We start from the raw sequence: 23,675 nt of genomic DNA, 5'->3' as shown, positions 1-23,675 counted from the left end.
CGGGCCGGGGGAACCACCCGGCCGTCCCGGCACGACCCGGGGGGAGAACGCCCGGACGGCGCTCTCCCCCCGGGGCCCACGGACTTCCGGAGGACCGGAGGTCACCCGGTGGCGGACCGGGTCAGGTGCCCGCCAGCGGCATCGCCGCGGCCACCAGACGGCCACCGGCCGCCGCCTTCTCCAGCGCGTCCCGCAGCAGGTCCTCCCGCGGCTGCTGGCCGATCGAACCGACCGGGGCGCAGAACACCAGCACCGTGTGGGACTTGTTGACCGCGGTCCGCCAGCCCTCCGTGACCTGGAGCGGCTGGTGCGCCTTCCACCAGGCCACCGCGCCCGGCTGGAGGATCGCGTGCAGCTGGCCCATGGCGAGCAGCACCGACCAGCCGTCGAGCGCACCCGGCCGGACGTTGACGTCGTGGACCGGAGCGAAGCCCTGCTCGATCAGCAGGGGCAGGAAATCGTCCCCGCCGTCCCCCGTGGTACCCGGGCGGGCGATCGGCGCGGTGGGCTCCACCACCAGGGCCGGGTGCAGATCGCCGTCCACCAGGATCAGACCGCTGGTGACGCCGAGCACCGCCTGACCGGGGGAGGCGTTCAGGGAGGTGGGGTCGGTGGTCATGGGCACAGCGGGCTCCTCGGTACCGGTGATGGATTCCACGGCTCCCGCGAGCTGGTCCTCGGCGAGCCGGACGACCTGCGAGGGGATGCAGGTCGCATGGGCGAAAGCGAGGACGGCCGTCTCCTCGCCGACGAACAGCAGAGTGCTGGTCCGCTCCTGCTCGGGGTCGCCCGGGGTGCGGCAGGAGGCGCAGGCGTAACTGGCCGGGGTCTCGGAGTCGCCGGCGACCAGCCGGTCGGCTTCTTCGTTGCCGAGCTCGGCGCGTACGTCCGCGCTGACGTCGAGCATGCGGGGCACGGATGGCTCCTCGTCCTGATATCGCTTGATGCGTGATCGCACTGGGCCGGGCTGATCCCGGCTCACCCTGGTTCAACGGACGATGCAGGCCGGGGTCACGCGCGGACGGCAACCGGAACGGCGGAGCCCCCGGGAAGCACAGCAACCCGGTCCTGTAAGGCATCTGACGGCCAGTAGAGTCTGGTCCGACCACTTCATGATCCGACCATTCATCACGAGAGACGCATGCGCATCTCCTTCCTGCTCCACAATGCGTACGGCATCGGGGGAACGATCCGTACCACCTTCACCCTGGCCGAGGCCCTCGCCGAACGGCACGAGGTCGAGATCGTCTCGGTGTTCCGGCACCGTGAGACACCCCGGATGGGAGCGCCGAAGGGCGTCGCCCTCCGCGCGCTCGTGGAACTCCGCAAGGACAGCCCGGAGTACGCGGCCGACGATCCCGAACACGCCAGGCCCGCACGGGTGTTCCCGCGCGGCGACGGCCGGCACCGGCAGTACAGCAGGCTCACCGACGCCCGGATCGGGGCCCATCTTCGATCCCTGGACGCGGATGTCGTCGTCGGCACCCGTCCCGGGCTGAATGTCCATATCGCCCGGCAGGCCCCCCGCGGCGCGGTCCGGGTCGGCCAGGAGCACCTCACGCTGGACGGCCACGGCTACCGCCTCCGCCGTGAACTGGGCTACCGCTACGGGCGGCTGGACGCGATCACCACCGTCACCGAGGCCGACGCCCACTCCTACCGGACCCGGCTCGGGCTGCCCGGGTTACGTATCGACGCGGTACCCAACGGAGTGCCGAAGCCCGTTGTGGCGCCCTCCGACGGCCGGGCCAAGTTCGTCGTCGCGGCCGGCCGGCTGACCCGGGTGAAGCGGTTCGACGTCTTGGTCGAAGCCTTCGCGAAGGTGGTCGCCGCCCGGCCCGACTGGCGGCTGCGGATCTACGGCGGCGGGGACGCCACCGGCGACGAACACGCCGCGCTGACCGAGCTGATCGCCGCCCGGGACCTGGCCGGCCACGTCTTTCTGATGGGCAACGTCCATCCGCTGGAGCCCGAGTGGGTGAAGGGGTCGATCGCCGCCGTGACCTCCGCCAAGGAGGCCTTCGGCATGACGATCGTGGAGGCCATGCGGTGCGGACTGCCGGTGGTCGCCACCGACTGCCCCAACGGGCCGCGGGAGATCATCGAGGACGGGGTGAACGGCAGGCTGGTGCCCGTCGGCGACGTGGACGCCGTGGCGGCCGGACTGCTGGAGCTGATCGGCGACGACGAACGCCGCCGCCGGGCCGGTGCCGCGGCCCTGGCCGCCTCCGAACGCTTCGATCCGGCGGCGATCGCCGCACGGCACGAAGCCGTCTTCACCGAACTGCTGGAGCGCGCGGCGGCCCGGGGGAGCGGCGGGGCCGTGCGGGACCTGGTGTACCGGATGCGCGGCGGGTGCTACGGGAGCTACTACGCGCTGCGCCATCTCGCCGCGGCGGTCGTCCGCCGGGCCCGGCGCCGCTGAGTCCCGGCCGGGCGGTCCGCCTCCGGGGCCGCCCGGCTCGTCACCCCGGCTCGTCACCCCGGCCGCTGCGCCGGGGCCCGGCGGCCCGTTCAGCGCCGGCCGGGGACCTTGCGGACCGGAACGGTCCGCAAGTCTTGCCAGACTGCGTGCCATGTTGGAGACCTCCGCACGACTGCTGCGCCTGCTCTCGCTGCTCCAGGCCCACCGCGAGTGGTCCGGCGCCGATCTGGCCCGGCGGCTCGGTGTCACCGCGCGCACGGTCCGCCGCGATGTGGACCGGCTGCGCGAGCTGGGCTACCCCGTCAACGCCAGCCGCGGGACCGGCGGCGGCTACCAGCTCGGGGCGGGCGCCGAGCTGCCGCCGCTGCTCCTCGACGACGACGAGGCGGTGGCGGTCGCGGTCGGGCTGCGCACCGCCGCCGGCCAGGGCATCGAGGGCATCGGGGAGAGTTCCGTACGCGCTCTCGCCAAACTGGAGCAGGTACTGCCCGGCAGGCTGCGGCGGCGGGTCGGTGCCCTCAACGCCTTCACGGTGCCGCTGCTGCGCACCTCCGGAGCCCGGCTCGACGCCTCGGTCCTCACGGAACTCGCCCATGCCTGCCGGGACGGCGAGACGCTGCGGTTCCGCTACGAGGACCACGGCGGCACCTCCACCCGGCGCACCGTCGAACCGCACCGGCTGGTGTGCACGGAGCGCCGCTGGTACCTCGTCGCCTGGGATGTCGACCGGGCGGACTGGCGCACCTTCCGGGCGGACCGGATCGCGCCCACCCCGCCCCACGGTCCGCGGTTCGCCCCACGCACCCCGCCCGCCGAGGATCTGGCGGCCTATGTGTCGCGCGGTCTGTCGACCCGTGCCTATGCCACCAAGGCCGTGATCAGGCTGCATATGTCCGCCGAGCGGGCCCGGGAGCGGATCTCGCCGTCGGACGGGGTGGTGGAGCCGGTCGGCGACGGCCACTGCCTGCTGCACACCGGAGCGACCAGCCTGGAGGTGATGGTGATCCATGTGATGCTGATGGGTGTGGACTTCGAGGTGGTCGAACCGGTGGAGCTGGTCGAACACATCAGGATGCTGCGGGACCGGCTCGGTCGCGCGGTCGGCTGAGTCCGGCCGGTTCCGGAAGGTGTGAGGGAAATGTGAACGCGGTGGGGGTCGGGGCAATTCGCCCCCGCCCGCCGTTCCGGTAATTCGGTGCCGAATTACCTGGGCCGGCCACCGCTGGGAATTGTCGCGGGGTGGTGTCGAACGTCGCGTTCGGAGGGCCGGGTTTCCCTCGAACACCTGTCGCGGGGAGGGGTGGAGACCGCCGTGAGCGCAGCCGGTGACGGGATCCGGGTAAGGCCCGTACAAGGTGCGTACAAGGCCTGTGCAAGGGTAGTTCAAGGTCTGCTCAAGGGCCGGGAACCATCGCTGCGAACACCCCGGAGCCGTAGCGGAGAAGTAGGGAAAAGGTGCGGCGGGGAAGCGGGGGAGCGGGTCGGCCCGGTATCGGAGGACGTTCGGCCCCGGGCTTTTGTTCTGGTCCGGCGCCTCTTACGGTGGGGGCATGGCACCTGTTCCGCATGCGTCCGATGAGCCGGACGATTCCACCGGGGCGTACGTCGGCCTGAGCGCGGACGCCGCCGAACGGCGCGCCCGGGTGAGGGGCTGGACCACCGTGAGATCGCTGCCGCCGGGCGCGATCATCACGCTGGAGTATCTGCGCGGCCGGATCAACTTCGAGGTCGAGCACGGCACGGTGATCCGCTGCTGGCGCGGCTGAGCCGGCACCCTCGGGGCCGAACCGGCACCGGTGGGGGGATGGCCGGGCCCTGTCCGGGCCCGGCGCGATCCGCACCATCCGCATGAACCGGGTAGAGAGCCCTAGGCCGTGTCTGACAAATAGCGTCGTCCGCCCGCAGGCCAGACGGGATTTGTCAGACACGGCCTAGCCGCCGGTCATCGTGCGGCTGCCGTGCGACGGCGCCGCCGTCTCCCGTCCGGACCGCCGTGCCGGTGCGGGTACGCCCTCCGGCTGCCCCGCGGGCTTCGCCGTCCGCGTCCGGGCGGGCGGCGAAAGCAGCGAGGCGCTCAGACCCACCACCGGGGGCCGGGGACCGTGCGTGCGCTTCGCCGCGGGTACGGGCCGGCTCCGGCCCGGGTTGGGCAGGGCATGGCTCGGCCGGGGGCCGCCCGCGGCCACCGGCAGTGACGGCGGCGGCAGCCGGCCGGCCCGCCACCGGTCGCGCAGATCGAGGATCCGGGCCTCGGCACGGGCGATGAGCGGTTCGCACCACGGCAGGGCCAGCAGGATCAGCAGCCCGGCCGCCCAGCCGAGGAGGACATCGCTCAGCCAGTGCGTGCCGAGGTAGACGGTGGTGAGGCCGACCCCCAGGGAGACCGTCGCCGACAGGGCCGACAGATTGCGGCGGGTCCTCGGGGTGGTCGCCATATAGGCGAGGATCCCCCAGGTCACCACCGCGTTCGCGGTGTGGCCGGACGGAAATATATCGCCGCCCGAGAACATCTCGGTCGAACCGATCTGGGTCGCGTAGTGGGGGCCGAGCCGGCCCAGGCCCAGCTTGACGGAGCCGACGGTCACATTGAGCAGCAGCAGCGCGGCGCCGAGCACCAGCATCGGCCGCAGGGTGTGCATGCGCCAGGAGCGCCAGCCGAGCCACGCGGCGACCATGACCGCCGTGGGACCCCGCTGGCCGAGGACGACGAAGTAGTCCAGCCATGCGTGCAGCTCCGGCCACTGCTGGTACGGCCGGAAGAGCATCACTTTCCAGTCGATGGTCACCAGCCAGGTGGGCACCAGCACGGCCACGACGATAGCCGTGTAGAAGGCAGCCGTTCCGCCGAAGAGGGCGAGACGGGTGCGGCTCATCCGCGGGATCTCTATCTTCGGTGGTTCCGGCTCCCGGTCCAGTCGGGCGAAGATGTCGGTACGCACCCTATCGACGTTACAGGGAGTGAGTGAGTGACCCGGCCGATCCGACGGGTTCGTGATGACCATGTGATGTGGACTATGTCTCCTGACGCCGAATTTAAGACGGCTCATTCGGGAAATCCCGGAACAGCCGTGGCGTAATGCCCGGGAGCTGTCCACCGTTTGCCCGCCGACCCGGACAGTTTTGCCCGGCCCCGGTCAACCGGAAAGCCCTTTCGCGACCGCCCGCCCCCAATTGCGTTCATCGCATAGCCGTATGAATTTTTTCTCATACGGGAACCGCGGGCGAGGGTGGCGCACGCCACACCCCGGCGTGCGCCCGGTTGAGAGCGGGACCACGCGCCGGTGACCTGAACTCGCGTACGCTTGCGGCTCACTCGTACGCCGATGCCGGAACGCCGCTGGGATCGTCCCCGTCTCCCGGGCGGCCGGGCCCGCCGGGTGCGAGGGAATCACTGGAGGTAGAAGGCATGGCAGGGACGACCGGTGCCGTGGCGCGACTGCGCACCGCGGACGGCGGAGCAGACCGCTGGGTCGTCCTGCTGGTCCTCTGCGTCAGCCTGCTGCTGGTCGCCGTGGACGCGACCGTGCTGCATGTCGCCGTACCCGCCGTCACCGAGGACCTCCGCCCCACCGGTGTCGAACTGCTGTGGATCGTGGACGCCTATCCGCTGGTCTGCGCCGCGCTCCTGATCCTCTTCGGTACCCTCGGCGACCGCGTCGGCCGGCGCCGGGTGCTGCTCATCGGCTACGGGATCTTCGGCGCGGCCTCCGCGCTCGCCGCCTGTGCCGACACCCCCGCCCTGCTGATCGGCGCCCGGGTCCTGCTGGGCGTCGGCGGCGCGATGATCATGCCGGCCACGCTCTCCGTGCTCCGGTCCGTCTTCCCCGACCGGCGGGAGCGGGCCACCGCCATCGGCATCTGGACGGCGGTCGCCGCCGTGGGCGCGGCGACCGGGCCCGTCCTCGGCGGCTTTCTGATCGAACACTTCTGGTGGGGTTCGGTCTTCCTGATCAACATCCCGCTGATGGTGCTGATCCTGCCGCTGGGTGCCAGGCTGCTGCCGGAGTCCCGGGGCGATCTCGGCGGCCCCTGGGACGTCCTGGGGGCGCTGACGGCCGCGGGCGGTGTGCTCGGTGTGGTCCTCGGAGTGAAGCGGCTCGGAGTCGGCCACGACCCCTTCGACCCCGCCACCGTCCTCCCGCTGCTGGCCGGTGCCGCCCTGCTGGCGCTCTTCACCCGGCGGCAGCGGCGGCTGCGCCATCCGCTGATCGACGTCCGGATGTTCGCCGCGCCCGCCTTCTCCACCTCCGTCGGCTGCATCGTGCTGTGCATGCTGGCGCTGGTCGGTCTGCAACTCATCGCCGTCCAGTACCTCCAGCTCGTGCTCGGGCTGAGCCCGCTCGAGACCGGGTTGCGGCTGCTGCCGCTGACCTTCGCGGCCATGGCGGCGGGTGCCACCGGCTCGTACACCCTCCGGCGGATCGGCCCGCGGCTGATGGCGGGCGGCGGTTTCGTGCTGACCGCCGGCGCGGTGCTGCTGCTGACGCTGATGGGCGAGCACGACCGGCCCGTCCTGCTCACCGCCGGATTCGTCCTGCTCGGATTCGGCCTCCAGACCACCCTCTTCGCTTCCTACGAGTCGATGCTGAGCGAAGCGCCCCAGGAGCATGCGGGCGGCGCGGCCGCCATCGGTGAGACCTCGTACCAGCTCGGCGCCGGAATGGGCATCGCCCTGCTGGGCAGCGTGATGAACGCCGCGTACGCCACCGGCTTCGGCGGGCTCCCCGGAGTGCCCCGGGCCGCCGCCGAGGACGCGGCGCACTCCCTCGGTGAGGCCCAGCAGGTCGCCGACCGGCTCGGCGGTGCCGCGGGGGAGCTGCTGCGGGCCACCGCCCGGGACTCCTTCGTCCGCGGACTGCATGTGACGCTCCTGGTCAGCGCCGCGCTGCTGCTGATGGGCGCGCTGGCGGCGCTCCGGCTGCCGAGGACCATGTGCGGCGCGGAGAGTGCGGAGCCCGCCTGCCCGCAGCCGGACCGCGGGCCCGGTGAGCACCCCACGACCGCAGACCGGACCCGTGCGGCGTCCGTACCGCCGAGCCGGGGTCCGGGCCGCGAGGTGGCGCACCGGAGCTGAGCCCGGACCCCCGGGGCCGGACTGCCGCCCCCTCCCGGCCTACCGCTGCTAGTTTTCGATACGGCGGCAGCCCGCCCCGGGCCGCCGCCCGCCGACGAGCGCCCGGAGGTTGCCGCCATGACCGTGCCCGCGAAGCCCGCTCCCTTCGACCCGGACGACCCCCTGGGCCTCGACGAACTGCTCGCCCCCGACGAACTGGGCGTCCGCGACGCCATGCGGGACTGGGCCGCCGCGCGGATCCTGCCGCATATCGCCGAGTGGTACGAACAGGGACGGCTGCCCGGCATCCGGGAGCTGGCCCGGGAGCTGGGGTCGATCGGCGCCCTCGGGATGACCCTCACCGGCTACGGCTGTACGGGTGCGAGCGCCGTGCAGTACGGACTCGCCTGCCTCGAACTGGAGGCCGCCGACTCCGGTATCCGCTCCCTCGTCTCCGTCCAGGGGTCGCTCGCCATGTACGCGATCCACCGCTACGGCTCCGAGGAGCAGCGGGAGCGCTGGCTGCCCGGAATGGCGGCCGGGGAGACCATCGGCTGCTTCGGGCTCACCGAACCCGACCACGGCTCCGATCCGGCGGGAATGCGCACCCGGGCCCGGCGGGACGGCTCCGACTGGGTGCTCGACGGCCGCAAGATGTGGATCACCAACGGCTCCGTCGCCGGGGTGGCCGTCGTCTGGGCGGGTACGGACGAGGGGATCCGCGGTTTCCTGGTGCCGGCCGGGACCCCGGGCTTCACCGCCCCGGAGATCCATCACAAATGGTCGCTGCGGGCCAGTGTCACCAGCGAGCTGGTGCTCGACGGGGTGCGACTGCCCGCCGATGCCGTCCTGCCCGGGGCGGACGGGCTGCGCGCGCCGCTGGGCTGTCTCCACCACGCCCGCTACGGCATCGTCTGGGGGGCGATGGGCGCGGCCCGGTCGAGTTTCGCCGCCGCGCTCGCGTACTCCCGTACCCGGGAGCAGTTCGGCCGGCCGATCGGCGGCTTCCAGCTCACCCAGGCCAAGCTGGCCGATATGGCGGTGGAGCTGCACAAGGGGCTGCTGCTCGCCCATCATCTGGGGCGCCGGATGGACGCCGGGCGGCTCCGTCCCGAGCAGGTCAGTTTCGGGAAGCTCAACAACGTCCGCGAGGCCATCGACATCTGCCGCACCGCGCGCACGATCCTCGGGGCGAACGGTATCTCGCTGGAGTACCCGGTGATGCGGCACGCGACCAATCTGGAGTCCGTGCTCACCTACGAGGGCACGGTGGAGATGCACCAGCTCGTGCTGGGGAAGGCGCTCACCGGACAGGACGCCTTCCGGTGACGGAGAAACGGAGAAACGGAGAAACAAGAAGGGGCAGGGGCAGGGGGCGGGGAGGGCGCTCGACGGGCTTCTCGGAGGAAGGGGCGGCCGACCGAGCGAGTGCGGCGGACCGATGGCGCGCCGCACCCGCTCAGCTCTGGTTGAAGAAGCCGTCCTGGGCCCGGCCCGGGCCCTCGCCGTTGACGACGCGGGTGTCCGAGGGGCTCAGCAGAAAGACCCGGGTCGCGATCCGGTCGATGGACCCCCGCAGCCCGAACGTCAGGCCGGCGGCGAAGTCCACCACGCGCTTGGCGTCGGCGGACTCCAGCGACGTCAGGTTGATGATCACGGGGACGCCGTCGCGGAACAGCTCGCCGATGCCCCGGGCGTCCCGGAAGCAGGTGGGGGAGACGGTCGCGATCCGGCGGCTGTCGTCCTGGGCAACGGATTCGGAGGCGACTCTGACCCGCGGGTCGGTGGCCCAGACCTCGCCGGTCTCGGCGCTCTCGGCGTACTCGCCGTCGTAGCCGTCGGCGTAGTAGCGGTCGTCGTGGTCCTCGACGAGGCCCAGCCAGGCGCTCGCCTTGCGAACAGATCCCATCGACGCCTCCTTTCTCCGTGGTCCGCCGTCTCGGCGGTCTGTTGTCGTCCCTGCCCCTATGGTCGTCCATCATGCGGACCGGGTGCCACGTGGATTGCCGCAGCACAGGGGATTCGTGACGTTACTGGTGCAGAACTTGTGGCGGTTCGTCAGGTTCCTTCCCGAATAAGGCGCATGATCTGCTCAAAATATGAAAGTCGAGCCGGATGGGTGACGCCGGGAACCATCCGAGGTCGTACAGGCGTGTGACCAGCATGCCCGGGCGGTATGACAACCGCCGCTGAACGGCCGCATGGGGGGATGTTTTGTTCGGGATTGTCAGGCCTTGTGCCCATCGTTTGACCGAGGGGCTCAGAGCCGAGTGGATGGCGCATCTGTGCGGCCTCTGCCTCGCGCTCCGCGCCGATCACGGGCAGCTCGCCCGGGTGGTGACCAACTACGACGGGTTGATCATCTCGGTTCTGACGGAGGCTCAGTCCGAACGTGCGCCCGGCGCGCGCCGTATCGCGGGACCCTGCCCGCTGCGCGGTATGCGCACCGCTCCGGTGGCCCGGGGCGAGGGGGCGAAGCTGGCCGCGGCCGTCTCCCTGGTGCTGGCATCGGCGAAGGTACGCGACCATGTCACCGACCGGGACGGCCTGCTGGCCCGCCGTCCGCTGGCCGCGGCCGCCCGCCGGGTGGCCGCGGGCTGGGACCGGGCCGGTACCCGTACCGGCTCCGCACTGGGTTTCGACACCGCAGTCCTGCTCGACGCCGTCGACCGGCAGACCGGGCTGGAGGCGTCCGCCGGGCCCGGGACATCCCTGCTCACCGTCACCGAGCCCACCGAGACGGCCACCGCGGCCGCCTTCGCCCACACCGCCGTCCTCGCCGGACGGCCGGGGAACACCGGGCCGCTGGCCGAGGCCGGGAAGTTCTTCGGCCGGCTCGCCCATCTCCTGGATGCCGTCGAGGACCAGGAGCAGGACGCGGCGTCGGGCGCCTGGAACCCGCTGACCGCGACCGGCACCTCACGGGCCGAGGCCCGCAGGCTCGCCGACGACGCGGTCCACGGTGTACGGCTGGCCCTGCGCGAAGCCGAGTTCACCGACCACCGGCTGGTCCATGTGCTGCTCGCCCATGAACTGGCGGTGGCGGTGGACCGGACTTTCGGGACGGCCTCCTGTACGCACCGCCACGAGGGACGGGCTTCGGCGCCCGGCTCCGGGCCGGGGGCCGGGAGTCCGGACGGCGGGGGTGGCCTGTACGGCGGGCGCCTGAGCGCGGGCTCCGGAGACGGCGGGGGGAGTCCGGACGGCGGGGGTGGCCTGTACGGCGGGCGCCTGAGCGCGGGCTCCGGAAACGGCGACGGCGGATGGGGGGACGGCGACCCACCGTCCGGATCGGGCGGCGGCCCGGGCCCCGGCGGCCGGCCCGGGCCCCGCAGCTTCCTCGGCGGCTGTGGGGCCGCCCTCCTGGTCTGCGGCACCTGTCAGCCCTGCTGCCGCGAGAGCTGGGAGGGCCCTTGGTCCCGCAGAAGGCGCAAGGGTCTCGACGGCGATTGCTGCGAACTCTGCGACTGCTGTGAATGCGAATGCTGCTGCCCCTGCGGCGGCTCATGACGACCGCCCGGCCCCTCGCCGTCCGGGCGGAGGCACGGAAGAGCCTCGGGCGCGCGCGGCACGGGGGCCGCCGGGGCGCGCGATACGCCCCGGTCCTGTGCCGACCCGCCCCCGCATGGCAAGGTGACCGGCATGGCCGGTCACGTACAGCACACCGGGACCGGTGACGGTCCGTCCGACGAGGCCCGCGCGGCGGCGGAGTGGCAGCTCTGGCACGAACGCCGCACCGCGGTCGTCTCCGGTCCCTACGGACCCCTCGCCCTCACCGGCACCCACTGGCTGGACGACCATCCGGACGGGCGGATCCCCGGTCTGCCCGGGCGGTGGACCGCCGAGGGCGATGCCGTACGGCTCGCGGCGGCCGGCGGCGACGGGCTGACCCTCGACGGCGCCCCGTTCACCGGGGAGGCACGGCTCACCGCCGACCACGGGCCCATCGGGGAAGCCCGCGCCGGCCACGGCGCCCGCCGGTTTCCGGTGCTGCACCGCGAAGGGCTCTGGGCGGTACGCGACTTCGATCCCGGCGCCCCCGCCCGGCGGGCCTTCGCCGGAATCGAGACGACCCCCTACCACCCCCGCTGGGTGCTGCCCGGACGCTACCTCCCCTATCCGGAGCGGACCGGGCTGCGGGTGCGGAACGCGGACGGTGCGGAGCGGGGCCTCGGCCTCGACGGGGAGATCGTCTTCGAACTCGGCGGCGCCGAGCGGACCCTGCGGGTCGCGGTCGAGGACGACGGCTCCCTGTGGGCCGTGTTCAGCGACCCCACCGGCACCGGTGATTCGGACGGCGGGAACAGCGGGAACACCAGCTACCGCTTCCGCTTCCTGCGCCCCCGCCCCCCGGCGGCGGACGGCACCGTCACGGTCGACTTCAACCGCGCCCTGCTTCCGCCCTGCGCCTTCGCCGACCACTTCATCTGCCCGTTTCCGCCGCCTGGCAACACCCTGCCGGTGCCGGTGACGGCGGGGGAGCGGCGCGCGCTGATCCGCTGACGGCCGCACCGCCCGGCCCCGCACCCCGACCGCGTACCGCCCGTCCCAAACCTGCGGCCGGGGGCGCTTCGTCGCCCCCGGCGGAGTCCGGCGGCGCCGAGGCGCCCGGCGCCGCCCCCGCCACGGCCGGTGCGCCCGTTCTCCCTCCGGACGGGGTCTCGACGCCGGGCCGTGTTCTGAGACCATGGCGGAGCGTAGAGAAGTCGCAGGACACGGGGGGTCGTACGGCAGTGGAGCGCATCGGTATCACCGGCCACCGCATCATCCCCCCGGAGGGACGTGCCCGGATCCGCGCGGGCCTCCTCGCCGCCCTCGGTCCGGGGGAGGAGGGGCTGGAGGCCTACTCCTGCCTGGCGATCGGCGCCGACCAGCTGTTCGCCGGCATTGCGCTGGAACGCGGTGCGGCGCTGACCGCCGTGATCCCCAGCGAGGACTACGAGGACGGCTTCGCCCCCGCCGACCTGGACTCCCTCCGCGACTACCGGCGCCGCGCGACCCGGGAGGTGCGGCTCGGGTTCCGGCACTCCACCGACGAGGCCTACTACGCGGCCGGGGCCTATATCGCCGACAACTGCGACCGGCTGCTGGCGGTCTGGGACGGCGGCCCGTCCCGCGGCCTCGGCGGGACGGCCGATATCGTCCACTACGCGCGCGACCTCGGGAAGCCGGTCACGGTGATCTGGCAGGACGGCCTCCGGCGCCCCTGAGCGGCTTCCGTACGGCCCCGGGACCCGTAACCCCGGAGGCCGCGTTCAACTGCGGTGCCGGACCAGCCAGTCGGTGTGCTGGGGGGACACGATCCGCTCGGTCTCGTACACCGCCGAAGGCCACTGCGCTTCCGTCACCGAGGTCTCCATCGCCGAATGCATCGCCGCGAGATCCTCCTCCACCAGCGAGTGCGCGGCGATCAGCGGCCGGCGGCGGCGGATCTCGCTCCAGGCCAGACAGGCCGCCGCAGCGGCGGAGAGGGTACCCAGCGCATCGACCGAACCGGCGGCGGAGAACGTCTGCAGCAGGGAGAGGCCGAGCGCCAGCAGCGTGAGAACCGCGAGCGTGCCCGACCACACCAGGGCCACCCGCCGCGAGGTCTCCGCACTGCGGTGGTACCAATTCCGCTGTTCGATCAGCCGGTCGCGGACGTAGGTCTCCCGGCGCAGCCCGAACGGCTGCTCCCGCAGCCTCCGCATGGCGGGGGTGACGAGTTCTCCCGCGGCCACCTCGGGAAGGTCCGCCCGGGGGTCCCGCCAGCCCACTTTGGACAGCTCCCGGAGTCCTTCTTCAAGACGCTGGGCGAACAATTCGTCCGGGTCGCCCGAGCGCGCGTCAAAAGGTGTTCCATGCACGGAATACCGCCAGCACATCGATTTGATGAACTCGGCGGCCGACCGGTTCAGCTGCCAGTCGGACTTCGCCCCGCTGCGCGATGCCCGGATGCCGGTCGCCAGCACCCCGGCGTACGCGAACGCACTGATCAAGCCCGCCAGTTGGATCGTGTCACCGAGCTTCCAGGCGGGTAACGCGGCGGCTGCCGCGCCCACCACGAGCAGCAGGAGCTGACGGCGTACGGAGCCGATCGCCGCGCGCTGGCGGGTGATGGCCACGGCGTCCGTGTGATGGAAAAGCGCAGGTAGATCGGTATTGCGGAACACGATGCCGGCCGCCGGGCCGGGATTGCCGGACATGCCTCCCCCTGTCTGCAGTTATGCCGTCACCCTCACCCGAGAGGTGGAATCGCTTCGTCCGCGTCTTCCTGACAGAATATGAAGCAACTCTAACTGTTAAGTGTTCACGTGCTGAGTTGCTGCGGGTGGACTTGAGAGTAGAGTCGTGCCGCCGGGCGCCGCAATGGCGCCTGGTTATCCGTGCTGTACAGCCAGATCGTGCGCGATCATGTACACAGATCAATAAGGACGGCCCCCATGACGATCTCCGCCTCCTTCGCCGCAGCGAAGCGCAACCGAGTCTCCCTGCCGCAGTCCGAGCGCGGCGCGGTGAAGAAGTCGACGGGGGCCGCTCAGGCCGCCGAACGTCCCGTGCGCATCGCCACGTTCAACTCCTCGCTCTAGGTCGTCCCCCCGGTCTGCTTGGTCTGTTTGGTCTGCGGTTCTGCCGCTTTGTCGCCCGTTCACCACTAGACTGGTGGAATGACAGGACCGCTGGTCCCATTCCGCGAGATCGTCCTCAAGGTGCACAGCCGCTGCGATCTCGCCTGCGACCACTGCTATATCTACGAACACGCTGATCAGAGCTGGCGGACCCGCCCGAAGGCAATCTCTGACGAAGCGATTACCTGGACAGCTCTGCGACTGGCCGAGCATGCCAAAAACCATGCCCTGCCCTCCGTGTCAGTGATCCTGCACGGAGGGGAGCCACTGCTGGCGGGGCCCGCGCGGCTGCGCCGCGTCTGCGAGGAACTGACCCGGACGCTGGACGGCATCGCCGAACTGGATCTCCGTATCCACACCAACGGCTTACAGCTGAGCCCCCGGTACCTCGACCTCTTCGCGGAGTACGGCCTCAAGGTCGGTATCTCCCTCGACGGCGACCGTGCCGCCAATGACCGGCACCGCCGTTTCGCCGACGGGCGCACCAGCCACCCCCTCGTGCTGAAGGCCGTCGAACTGCTCCGTCAGGACCGCTACCGCCATCTCTACCTCGGTCTGCTGTGCACCGTCGACGTGGCCAACGACCCCGTCGCCGTCTACGACGCGCTGGCCGAACTGGAGCCGCCGCGGATCGACTTCCTGCTGCCGCACGCGACCTGGGACCAGCCCCCGGCCCGGCCGGACGGCTCGCCCACCGCCTACGCCGACTGGCTGCTGACGGTCTTCGACCGCTGGGACGCCGGGGGCCGTCCGGTCCCCGTCCGGCTCTTCGAATCGGTGTTCTCCACCCTCGCGGGCGGTCCCAGCCTCACCGAGTCCCTCGGCCTGGCCCCCACCGATCTGGTGGTCGTGGAGACCGACGGAGCCCTGGAACAGGTCGACTCCCTCAAGAGCGCCTACGAAGGCGCCGCCGCGACCGGATTCGACGTACTGCACCACTCCTTCGACGAGGTCGCCGCCCATCCCGGCGTCCGGGCCCGCCAGCTCGGGCTCGCCTCGGTGAGCGACACCTGCCACGACTGTCCCGTGGTGCGCTCCTGCGGCGGCGGGCTCTACACCCACCGCTACCGCACGGCGAACGAGTTCGACAACACCTCTGTCTACTGCACCGACCTCGAAGCCCTGATCCGCGGGGTCGAACGGCGTATCGGCGGGGAGCTGGTCCCCCTCGCGACCACCGAACCCGGCGCCCTCCTCGCCGACGACCAGGACATCACCCGGATGCTCAGCGGAACCCTCACGGGCGAACTCGCCGGAGCCGGCGGACCCGGCTGGGACGAGGCCTGGGAGCTGCTGCTCGCGCTCGACGAGAGCGGCGACGTACTCGACCGGCTCTGGGGCCATCCGTACACCCGGAACTGGCTTGCGGACACCCTCGCCGCGCTGCGCGCGGAGCGGCCGGACGCCATGGCGCTCGCCGGGAGGCTGCCCGCCTACATCGCCGCCGCCTGCGTCCGCGACGGTTCCGGCCCCCCGGTACGGGTGCCTTGCGACGGCGGGGTGCTGCGCCTGCCCGCCCTCGGGGAGCTGACGCTCGACGGCACCGCCGAAGCGGTCGTACGCCCGGACGGCGACGGCTTCCTGGTCGAGACCGCGGACCGGCCGCCGGTACGGATCCCCCGGTACGGGGCCGAAGTCCCCGGCTGGCGGGCCGTGCGGACCGTCGGCGGACACGACGGCGTCCCCCTGCTGCTCCTGGACGACCTCGACCCCTACCGCGACTGCCACGAAGCCCCCGCCGCGGCCCGGCTCGGCGACGACGAGACCGAGGCCTGGGACCGGCTGCTCGCCGAAGCCTGGCCGCTGCTGCGCACCGCCGCGCCCCGGCAGGCCGCGGAGACGGCCGCCTCCCTCACCACCCTCACCCCCCTGACGGCCGCCGGGGTGCCGGGCCCCCGCCGGTCCGGTCACCCGGAGAGCGGTGGTCCGGCCTACGGAGCCATCGGCCTCGCCCTGCCGCCCACCGCGGCGGCCTTCGCGGCGGAGCTGCTGGCGGCGATGCGGCGTGCCAAACTCCGCGCCCTGCACCGGGTGGGCGGGCTGCTCGCCCAGGACGGCCAGTGGCTCCACCCCTCGCCGTGGGCCCCGGCTCCCGTACCCGCATCCGTCCTGCTGGAGGAGGTGTACGTACGCATCGGGCTCACCGCCCTCGACCCCGGCGCCGCGACCGGGACCGGGACCGCCCTGGAGACCCTGGAGCGGGCACCGGAGCCGACCGCGGCCGGGCACGCCCTGCTGGCCGGGCTCCGCGCCGAACGGCGGACAGCGCACCGGGACGGACGGGAACCGGCCGTGGGGGAGGGCGGCGGGCGTGGCTGACCCCGGGCTCACCGGGGAACTGGCCGCGCTCGGCGTCGAACCCGGGACGACCCTGCTGGTCCATGCCGCCCTCCGGAACACCGGCTTGGCCGCCGACGCCCTGCGGGACGCCCTCGTCGAGGCCCTCGGCCCGCGCGGAACGCTGGTCGTCCCCGCCTTCACCCCGGCGAACTCCAGCACCTCCCGGGCCCATCTGGACCGGATCGCCGGCCTGTCGGCCGACCAGGTAAGGGACTTCAGGGAGCGGATGCCCGCCTTCGATCCGGCCGTCACCCCCAGTGAGGGTATGGGCAGACTGGCCGAGTCCGTACGCACCGCACCCGGCGCGGTCCGCAGCGCCCATCCGCAGACCTCGTTCAGCGCACTCGGCGCCCGCGCCGCCGAACTCCTCGCCCACCATCCCCTCACGTCCCATCTGGGCTGGGACTCTCCTCTCGGCGCCCTGCACCGGGCCGGGGCCCGGGTATTGACGATCAACGTCGACTTCTCGGTATGCACCGCCTTCCATCTCGCCGAGTACCACCCGAGTGCCCCCCGCAGGCCCTACTCCTGTGTGGTTCGGCAGCCCGATGGGGGTAAGAAATGGACAACGTACGAAGATGTCGTCCTGGACGACACGGAATTTGACACGATCGGTGCTGATCTCCCTCCCCGACTGGTACGGACGGGGCGGCTGGGAGGGGCCCGGACCCGGTTGTTCCCGATCAAGGAAGCGGTTCGTCATGCGGACCGCTGGATGTCTGAAAAGCGGCGTTGATTGACTGAACTGCAGGGGGGAAGGAGTGTCCGGGCTCCGGAATGATTAATTCGCCCGCATCTCCCCTCGATGCCGGGCGCGAGGGCGGGCGTTCACACAGGACGGGGGTCGTGTGTCGGAAACAGCGCAACGTACGGCGGACCATCGGCCGTACTTCTTCTTGAGTTATGCCCATACACCGCGGTACGGGGCGGGGGGCCCCGACCCGGATATGTGGGTGGAGCGGCTCTTCCGCGAACTCTGCAGTCATGTGATGGCGATGACCGATCTGCCCGCCGGTGCTCCGGCGGGCTTCATGGACCGGGAGATCCGCTCGGGCGAGGGATGGTCCGAACGGCTGGGCGATGTACTGGCGAACTGCCGGGTGTTCGTTCCGCTCTTCTCGCCCCGCTATTTCGCCAGCGAGATGTGTGGAAAGGAGTGGTACGCATTTGCCCAGCGGGCGATCTACCACCAGACGAAGAGCAACCGCCCGGCGGAGGCGATCGTGCCCGCGCTCTGGGTTCCGGTGCCGCCCGAACAACTTCCGGGCCCCGCCGAACGGCTCCAGTTCAACCACCGTGCCTTCGGCGACCGCTATGTGAGCGACGGGCTCTACGGGCTGATCAAACTCAAGATACTCACCGAGGAGTACGAGGCCGCGGTCTATGAACTCGCCAAGCGTATTGTCGCCGTCGCCGCCTCCACCCGGGTCACTCCCGGCAGCCCCGTCGACTACCGCCACGCGCCCAGCGCCTTCGGCCGGCCCGGCGGACCGCGGCCCATGCACCTCACCGTGGCCGCCCCCACCCATCACGACCTTCCCGAGGGCCGCGCCCCCGACTACTACGGAAAACTGTCGCAGGACTGGAACCCGTACCATCCGGACTCCGCCCGGCCGCTCGCCTCCATGGCCCAGGAACTGGTCCGCTCCCTCGACTACCAGGCCACGGTCTCCTCCTTCGACCACGAGCCGCTGCCCGATGCGACGCAGCCGCCCGCCCGCCCGGAGATCCTGGTCGTCGACCGCTGGGCGCTGGTCGACGACCGGCGCTGCACCCGGCTGGCAGCCTTCGACGCCACCCCCCGCCCCTGGGTCACGGTGGTCGTCCCCTGGAACCGCGACGATCCCCAGAGCCGCCACTCCGAGGCGGAACTCGCCGAACGGCTGGAACGGACCATGCCCCATGCGATGAACCACGGCCGGCCCGCCTGCCGGGCGGCTGCCCGGGGCGTCTTCAGCATCGAAGCCTTCGGCCAGATCCTGCCCCAGGTCGTGGAGGCCTCGGCGCAGGAGTTTCTGCGCCATGCGGAGGTCTATCCACCCGCACCACCCCCCGGGGCCGCCCGCGGCGAACGCCCCAGACTCCGCGGCCCGATGGCCGACTACGGCACCACCCAGTACGTCCCGGACACGTTGCGTGGAACTGCCCACGATGCGGAGGACACGGATGACAGCCAGTCGTGACGGACGCATCGTCACCTTCTACTCGTACAAGGGCGGCACGGGCCGCACGATGGCCCTGGCCAACACGGCGTGGATCCTCGCGGCCAACGGCAAGCGGGTGCTCGCCGTCGACTGGGACCTCGAAGCGCCCGGACTCCACCGCTTCTTCCATCCCTTTCTCGACCCCTCCACCCTCGGAGCCACCACCGGTGTCATCGACCTGATCACGGAGTACGCCTGGGCCGCGATCACCCCCGACACCGCACGCCGCGACGACTGGCACCGCGACTACGCCCGGATCCAGCCGCACGCGGTCTCCCTCACCCCCGAGATCCTCGGCTGGGAGTTCCCCGACGACGGCACGCTCGACTTCGTCTCCGCGGGCCGGCAGAACCGGGAGTACTCGGCGACCGTCTCCACCTTCGACTGGGACAACTTCTACGACCGGCTCGGCGGCGGCCTCTTCTTCGACGCGCTGCGCGACGATATGAAGGCCAACTACGACTACGTCCTCATCGACAGCCGCACCGGCCTCTCCGATATCGCCGATATCTGCACCGTCCACCTCCCCGATATCCTCGTCGACTGCTTCACCCTCAGCGACCAGTCCATCGACGGCGCGGCATCCGTCGCCCGGCAGATCGACGAACGCTACGGCGGCCGGAACATCAAGATCTACCCGGTGCCGATGCGGATCGACGAGGGCGAGAAGGAGAAGGCCGATGCCGGACGGGCGCTGGCGCGGGTCAAGTTCGACCGGCTGCCCAGCGGCCTCGCCGGGGATGAACTGACCTCCTACTGGGGCGCGGTGGAGATCCCGTACCGCCCCTACTACGCCTACGAGGAGACCCTCGCCACCTTCGGCGACGAGGCAGGTCTGACCAATTCGCTGCTCTCCGCCTTCGAACGGCTCACCTCGGTGATCACCGAGCACGATGTCACCGCCATGCCGACCGTCGGTGAGGACATCCGGCTGCGCATCAAGGACGCCTTCACCCGCCGCCGCCCCGCGCTCCCCGCCGATCTCTTCCTCAGCTATGTGGCGGAGAACCGGATGTGGGCCGACTGGATCGAGTCGCTGCTCACCCGGGCCGGTTTCCGGGTGGTGCCGCGGGACGTCTCGGTGGAGCGCGAATCCGGCGAGACCGGGATCACCCCGGAGAACGCTGCGCGTACGGTGGTGCTGCTCTCCGCCGCGTATCTGAAGTCCAGCAGGGCGGTGGAGGTCTGGTCCCGGGCGGTGGCCGACGACCCCGGGGGCGGCCGGCAGTATCTGCTGCCCATCCGGGTCGGTGACGTCCGGCTGACCACCCCGTATATCGACCGCAACCCTGTCGACCTGTTCCGGCTCGACGAGGTGCAGGCCACCAGCTCCCTGCTGCGGGCGCTGGACCGCCCGGTGCAGCTGCCCGACACTTCGGCGCCCGGCCCGCGGTTCCCGGGCACCGTCCCCAAGATCTGGAACGCCCCGCCGCGCAACTCCGGCTTCACCGGGCGGGCCGTCGTTCTGGAGCGGATGCGGGACCAGCTCGGCGGCGGGATGTCGGTGGCGGCGGTGCTGCCCCAGCCGCAGACGATCTACGGTCTGGGCGGTGTCGGCAAGACCCAGGTGGCCATCGAGTACGTCCACCGGTTCATGGCCGACTACGACCTGGTGTGGTGGATCTCCGCGGAGCAGGTCGACGATGTCGTCGCCAGCCTCGCCGAACTCGCCGGGCGGCTCGGGGCGCAGTCCGGCGAGGACATGGCGGCCGCCTCCCGCGAGGCGATCGACCTGCTGCGGCGCGGGGTGCCGTCGACCCGCTGGCTGCTGGTCTTCGACAACGCGGACGACCCCGAGCAGCTGAAGCGGTTCTTCCCGCCCCAGGGCCCCGGGCACATCCTGGTCACCTCCCGGAATCAGACCTGGTCGCAGTACGGCGACGCGCTGCCCATCGACGTCTTCACCCGCGAGGAGTCCGTCGAACACCTCCAGCGCCGGGCCCGCGGACTGAGCATCGACGACGCCGACCAGGTCGCCATGGCCGTCGGCGATCTGCCGCTCGCCGTCGAACAGGCGGCGGCCTGGATCGCGGAGACCGTGGCCCCGGTGGCCGAATATCTGGAGCAGCTGAAGGAGCAGACCACCAGCGTGCTGGCGCTCAACCAGCCCCTGGACTATCCGCAGCCGGTCGCCGCGACCTGGAACGTCTCCATCGAACGGCTCAAGGAGCGGTCGCCCGCCGCGGTGCGCCTCCTCCAGCTCTGTGCCTTCTTCGCGCCCGAGCCCATCTCGGCGAACCTGCTGTACAGCAAGGAGATGATCGACGCGCTCAAGCCGTACGACGCCTCCCTCCAGGAGAAGCTGGTCCTGGGCCGGGTGATCCGGGAGATCGGACGGTTCGCCCTGGCCAAGGTGGACCAGGTCAACAACAGCATCCAGGTCCACCGGCTGGTGCAGGCCGTGATCAGGGCCCAGCTCAGCGACGAGGAGCAGCAGAAGGCGCGGCACGCCGTCCACCAGGTGCTGGCCGGTGCCCGCCCCGACGACGACGAGCCCATCGACAACCCCTCCACCTGGCCGCAGTTCGCCACCATCTGGCCGCATCTGGCCACGTCGGAGGCGCGGAACTGCCGGGAGCCGGAGACCCGCAGGCTGCTGATCGACCGGGTCCGCTACCTCTGGAAGCGCGGTGACTGGGAGTCGGCGCTGGCCATCGCCACCGAGGTCCGCGAGACCTGGCGCGAGATGCTGGGCAACAACGACTACCAGTACCTCTATCTCCGCTTCCACCTCTCCAACATCCTCCGTTCCCAGGGCCGTTATGTGGAGGCGAAGGAACTGGACGAGGTGACGCTGGAGCGGCAGCGCGAGGTGCTGGGCGAAACGCATCCGCATACGTACATGACCACCAGCGGCCTTGCGATGGACCTCGGCACGCTGGGGCAGTACGGGCAGGCGATGGAGCTGGCGACCGAGGCGCACGAGGGCTTCAGCCAGATCTTCCACGAATCCCACCCGAGGACCCTGGCGGCGGCGAACAACCTGGCGCTGAACCTGCGGATGGTCGGCCAGTACGCGCGGGCCCGGGAGCTGGACCAGGACGTGTTCGACCGGCGTACGGAGGTCCTCGGGCCGCTCCACCCGTACACCCTCTCCTCGGCCGCGTCGCTCGCCCGGGATCTGCGGGAGGTCGGCCGCTACGAGGATTCGGTGGTCCTGCTGGCCCGCACCTACGATCTGCTGAAGCAGCAGCTGGGGCGGACCTTCCCGGGCACCCTGGCGGCCGCGAAGTCCCTCGCGGTGTCGCTGCGGCGGGCCGGTCAGCTGGAGGATGCGCGGCGGCTGACCACGGCCACTCGCAACCGCTACCGCTCGCAGTACTCCTCGGCCAATCCGGACTCCCTCGCCTGCGACCTCAATCTGGCGGCGGACCTGTTCGCCGCCGGGGAGCCGGTGGCGGCCCGGGATCTGGCGCAGGAGGTCGTCGACCAGTACATGGTGGTGCCGGGGGAGAAGCATCCGTACACCCTGGCCGCCATCAACAACCTGGGCATCTTCCACTGGGGCTGCGGCGATCCCGAGACCGCGGAACAACTGCTGGTGCAGGTGGTACGGAGGATGAGCGCCGTCCTCGGGGACAGCCATCCGCACTCCCTGTTCAGCACCATCAACCTCGCCAACGCCCTGGCGGACCTCGGCAATCTGGAGGAGGCCCTCCAGATCGAACAGCGGACGGTGAGCCGGCTGCGGGAGGTCCTCGGACCGCACCACCCCGAGGTGCTGGCGGTCGCCTCCAACCTCGCGGTCACCCTCGGCATGCTGGGCCGCAAGGACGAATCCGCCGTACTGCGGGCCGAGACCGTGGAGGAGCTGGGCCGGCAGCTCGGGGACGACCATGCGCTGACCCGGATCGCCCGCGACGAGCGGCGGGTGCACCGCGATCTGGAGCCGCTCGCGGTCTGAGCGCGACGGGAACAGGGACAGGAGCGGAGACGGAAGCGGGGGGGGGGGGGGGGGGGGGGGGCGCCCGCCCCCCCCCGCCCCCCCCCCGGCCGCCCCCCCCCCCCCCACAACCCCGGGCCCCCCCGGCGGGGGGGGGGGGGGGCCCGCGGGCGGGGCGGGGGGGGGGGGGGGCCCCCCCCCCCCGGGGGGCGCGGCGGGGCGGGGCGGGGGGGGGGGGCGGGGGGGCCCCCCCCCCCCGCTTCCGTCCTACAGCTCCTCGGTCAGCCAGGTCAGAATGCCCGGCAGGGCATGGAGGGCGTCGAAGTGCGCGGCGGCCGGTTCGAGTACCGCCGTCGCCCCCGGGATCCGCTCGGCCAGCCAGCGCGAGTGCCCCACCGGCGAGAAGACGTCCTGCTCGCCGTGCCAGAGCAGCACCGGGCAGCCGATGTCCGCCGGATCGAAACCCCAGGGACTGGAGAAGGCGAGGGCGTCGTCGATCCACCCCCACGCCGACATCCGCAGCGCCTCCTGATAGTTGCGCAACAGCATCGAGCGGACACCCGCGTCCGCGACCACGGCCCGGTCCGAGTCCGGCAGCTCGCTGCGGAGGTCGTTGAGGAGCCTGATCGGATCCCGGCGGATCTCGTCCGAGCGCAGGGTGAACAGCTTGGTGAAGGCGACCGGGTCGTCCAGTGCGGAGGTGTAGGCGTCCACATTGGACGCGGCCATACCCTCGAACCAGTCGAGACCGACCGCGTCCCGCGGCGCCAGGGTCACCAGGGCCGCGGTCCGGTCGACCCGGTCGGGCATCAGCGCCGCGCAGGCCAGGGCGTGCGGTGCGCCGCCGGAGCGGCCGACCACCGAGAAACGTTCCAGCCCCAGATCGTCGGCGATGGCCAGGACGTCCTGGACGACATCGGCGACGCTGCGGCCTGCCAGCCGGTCCGATTCGCCGTAGCCGGGACGGTCGTAGGCGATGAGCTGCATCCCGCGCTGGTAGAGGACCATGCCCCGGGGGGCGGGCCCCAGTCTGCTGCCCGGAGTGCCGTGGAGCAGGAAGACCGGCCTGCCTCCCGGATCTCCCGAAAGTTCCGCGATCAGATGCCGCCCGTCGTTCGTGCGCACCCGACGTCGCACCCCGACCCCCTTAGGTTGTCTCCGG

The 23,675-nt window shown here is 71.7% G+C and carries 18 protein-coding genes; 13 read left to right on the top strand and 5 right to left on the bottom strand.

Going from position 1 to position 23,675, the window contains the following annotated elements; translation table 11 throughout:
- Positions 1-121: 121 nt before the first annotated feature.
- Positions 122-907, bottom strand: coding sequence for a hypothetical protein (locus tag ACIQ9E_RS14690; protein WP_403706844.1), 786 nt, complete (start codon positions 905-907; stop codon positions 122-124).
- 234 nt (positions 908-1,141) lie between these two features.
- Here ACIQ9E_RS14690 and ACIQ9E_RS14685 point away from each other — a divergent pair, with 234 nt between their 5' ends.
- The 3 genes from ACIQ9E_RS14685 to ACIQ9E_RS14675 all read left to right on the top strand — a co-directional run bounded on the left by ACIQ9E_RS14685 (position 1,142) and on the right by ACIQ9E_RS14675 (position 4,191).
- A complete protein-coding gene (locus tag ACIQ9E_RS14685) occupies positions 1,142-2,425 on the top strand; it encodes a glycosyltransferase (protein WP_403706760.1) in 1,284 nt (427 codons plus the stop codon).
- 151 nt (positions 2,426-2,576) lie between these two features.
- A complete protein-coding gene (locus ACIQ9E_RS14680) occupies positions 2,577-3,533 on the top strand; it encodes a helix-turn-helix transcriptional regulator (RefSeq protein WP_403706758.1) in 957 nt (318 codons plus the stop codon).
- A 442-nt stretch (positions 3,534-3,975) separates the two neighbouring features.
- Entirely contained in the window at positions 3,976-4,191 is a 216-nt protein-coding gene (locus ACIQ9E_RS14675; RefSeq protein ID WP_403706756.1) for an I78 family peptidase inhibitor, read from the top strand.
- Between the two features lie 165 nt (positions 4,192-4,356).
- On the opposite strand, the gene ACIQ9E_RS14670 is transcribed toward ACIQ9E_RS14675, so the two are convergent.
- Positions 4,357-5,364: a phosphatase PAP2 family protein gene (locus ACIQ9E_RS14670; protein WP_403706754.1), complete on the bottom strand. Its 1,008-nt coding sequence runs from the start codon at positions 5,362-5,364 to the stop codon at positions 4,357-4,359.
- A gap of 467 nt (positions 5,365-5,831) precedes the next feature.
- On the opposite strand from ACIQ9E_RS14670, the gene ACIQ9E_RS14665 reads away from it, so the two are divergent.
- Positions 5,832-7,499 carry an MFS transporter gene (locus ACIQ9E_RS14665; protein WP_403706752.1) on the top strand — a complete coding sequence of 556 codons (1,668 nt, stop codon included), beginning with the start codon at positions 5,832-5,834 and terminating at the stop codon, positions 7,497-7,499.
- Positions 7,500-7,616: 117 nt separating this feature from the next.
- Complete coding sequence (locus tag ACIQ9E_RS14660) at positions 7,617-8,807, top strand: acyl-CoA dehydrogenase family protein (protein WP_403706750.1); 1,191 nt, start codon at positions 7,617-7,619, stop codon at positions 8,805-8,807.
- Between the two features lie 130 nt (positions 8,808-8,937).
- Here ACIQ9E_RS14660 and ACIQ9E_RS14655 read toward each other — a convergent pair whose 3' ends face one another.
- Positions 8,938-9,387 (bottom strand): cell division protein SepF, encoded by a 450-nt coding sequence (locus ACIQ9E_RS14655; RefSeq protein ID WP_403706747.1) that lies wholly within the window; start codon positions 9,385-9,387, stop codon positions 8,938-8,940.
- Between the two features lie 305 nt (positions 9,388-9,692).
- Here ACIQ9E_RS14655 and ACIQ9E_RS14650 point away from each other — a divergent pair, with 305 nt between their 5' ends.
- The 3 genes from ACIQ9E_RS14650 to ACIQ9E_RS14640 all read left to right on the top strand — a co-directional run bounded on the left by ACIQ9E_RS14650 (position 9,693) and on the right by ACIQ9E_RS14640 (position 12,688).
- Positions 9,693-10,988: a DUF5685 family protein gene (locus ACIQ9E_RS14650; protein WP_403706744.1), complete on the top strand. Its 1,296-nt coding sequence runs from the start codon at positions 9,693-9,695 to the stop codon at positions 10,986-10,988.
- A 132-nt stretch (positions 10,989-11,120) separates the two neighbouring features.
- On the top strand, positions 11,121-11,981 hold the full coding sequence (locus tag ACIQ9E_RS14645; RefSeq protein ID WP_403706742.1) for a DUF1684 domain-containing protein: 861 nt from the start codon (positions 11,121-11,123) through the stop codon (positions 11,979-11,981).
- 230 nt (positions 11,982-12,211) lie between these two features.
- Complete coding sequence (locus ACIQ9E_RS14640; protein WP_403706740.1) at positions 12,212-12,688, top strand: hypothetical protein; 477 nt, start codon at positions 12,212-12,214, stop codon at positions 12,686-12,688.
- Positions 12,689-12,733: 45 nt separating this feature from the next.
- On the opposite strand, the gene ACIQ9E_RS14635 is transcribed toward ACIQ9E_RS14640, so the two are convergent.
- Positions 12,734-13,663 carry a DUF4231 domain-containing protein gene (locus ACIQ9E_RS14635; RefSeq protein WP_403706738.1) on the bottom strand — a complete coding sequence of 310 codons (930 nt, stop codon included), beginning with the start codon at positions 13,661-13,663 and terminating at the stop codon, positions 12,734-12,736.
- Positions 13,664-13,900: 237 nt separating this feature from the next.
- Here ACIQ9E_RS14635 and ACIQ9E_RS14630 point away from each other — a divergent pair, with 237 nt between their 5' ends.
- The 5 genes from ACIQ9E_RS14630 (at position 13,901) to fxsT (ending at position 22,534) form a co-directional block, all read left to right on the top strand.
- Positions 13,901-14,047 (top strand): hypothetical protein, encoded by a 147-nt coding sequence (locus ACIQ9E_RS14630; protein ID WP_403706736.1) that lies wholly within the window; start codon positions 13,901-13,903, stop codon positions 14,045-14,047.
- A gap of 78 nt (positions 14,048-14,125) precedes the next feature.
- On the top strand, positions 14,126-16,405 hold the full coding sequence (gene fxsBH, locus ACIQ9E_RS14625; RefSeq protein ID WP_403706734.1) for a radical SAM/SPASM protein FxsBH, inactivated beta-hydroxylase extension form: 2,280 nt from the start codon (positions 14,126-14,128) through the stop codon (positions 16,403-16,405).
- Positions 16,398-17,162, top strand: coding sequence for an aminoglycoside N(3)-acetyltransferase (locus tag ACIQ9E_RS14620; protein WP_403706732.1), 765 nt, complete (start codon positions 16,398-16,400; stop codon positions 17,160-17,162). The genes fxsBH and ACIQ9E_RS14620 overlap by 8 nt, the downstream gene beginning before the upstream one ends.
- 112 nt (positions 17,163-17,274) lie before the next feature.
- A complete protein-coding gene (locus tag ACIQ9E_RS14615; protein WP_403706730.1) occupies positions 17,275-18,609 on the top strand; it encodes a TIR-like protein FxsC in 1,335 nt (444 codons plus the stop codon).
- Positions 18,593-22,534: an FxSxx-COOH system tetratricopeptide repeat protein gene (fxsT, locus tag ACIQ9E_RS14610; RefSeq protein ID WP_403706727.1), complete on the top strand. Its 3,942-nt coding sequence runs from the start codon at positions 18,593-18,595 to the stop codon at positions 22,532-22,534. The genes ACIQ9E_RS14615 and fxsT overlap by 17 nt, the downstream gene beginning before the upstream one ends.
- 246 nt (positions 22,535-22,780) lie before the next feature.
- On the opposite strand, the gene ACIQ9E_RS14605 is transcribed toward fxsT, so the two are convergent.
- Positions 22,781-23,638 carry an alpha/beta fold hydrolase gene (locus ACIQ9E_RS14605; protein ID WP_403706725.1) on the bottom strand — a complete coding sequence of 286 codons (858 nt, stop codon included), beginning with the start codon at positions 23,636-23,638 and terminating at the stop codon, positions 22,781-22,783.
- Positions 23,639-23,675 lie beyond the last annotated feature (37 nt).

Source organism: Streptomyces sp. NPDC094448 (genome assembly GCF_044763775.1).
GTDB lineage: Bacteria > Actinomycetota > Actinomycetes > Streptomycetales > Streptomycetaceae > Streptomyces.
The sequence above is the reverse complement of the archived record's forward strand: the minus strand, read 5'-3'. Positions and strand labels throughout refer to the sequence as shown.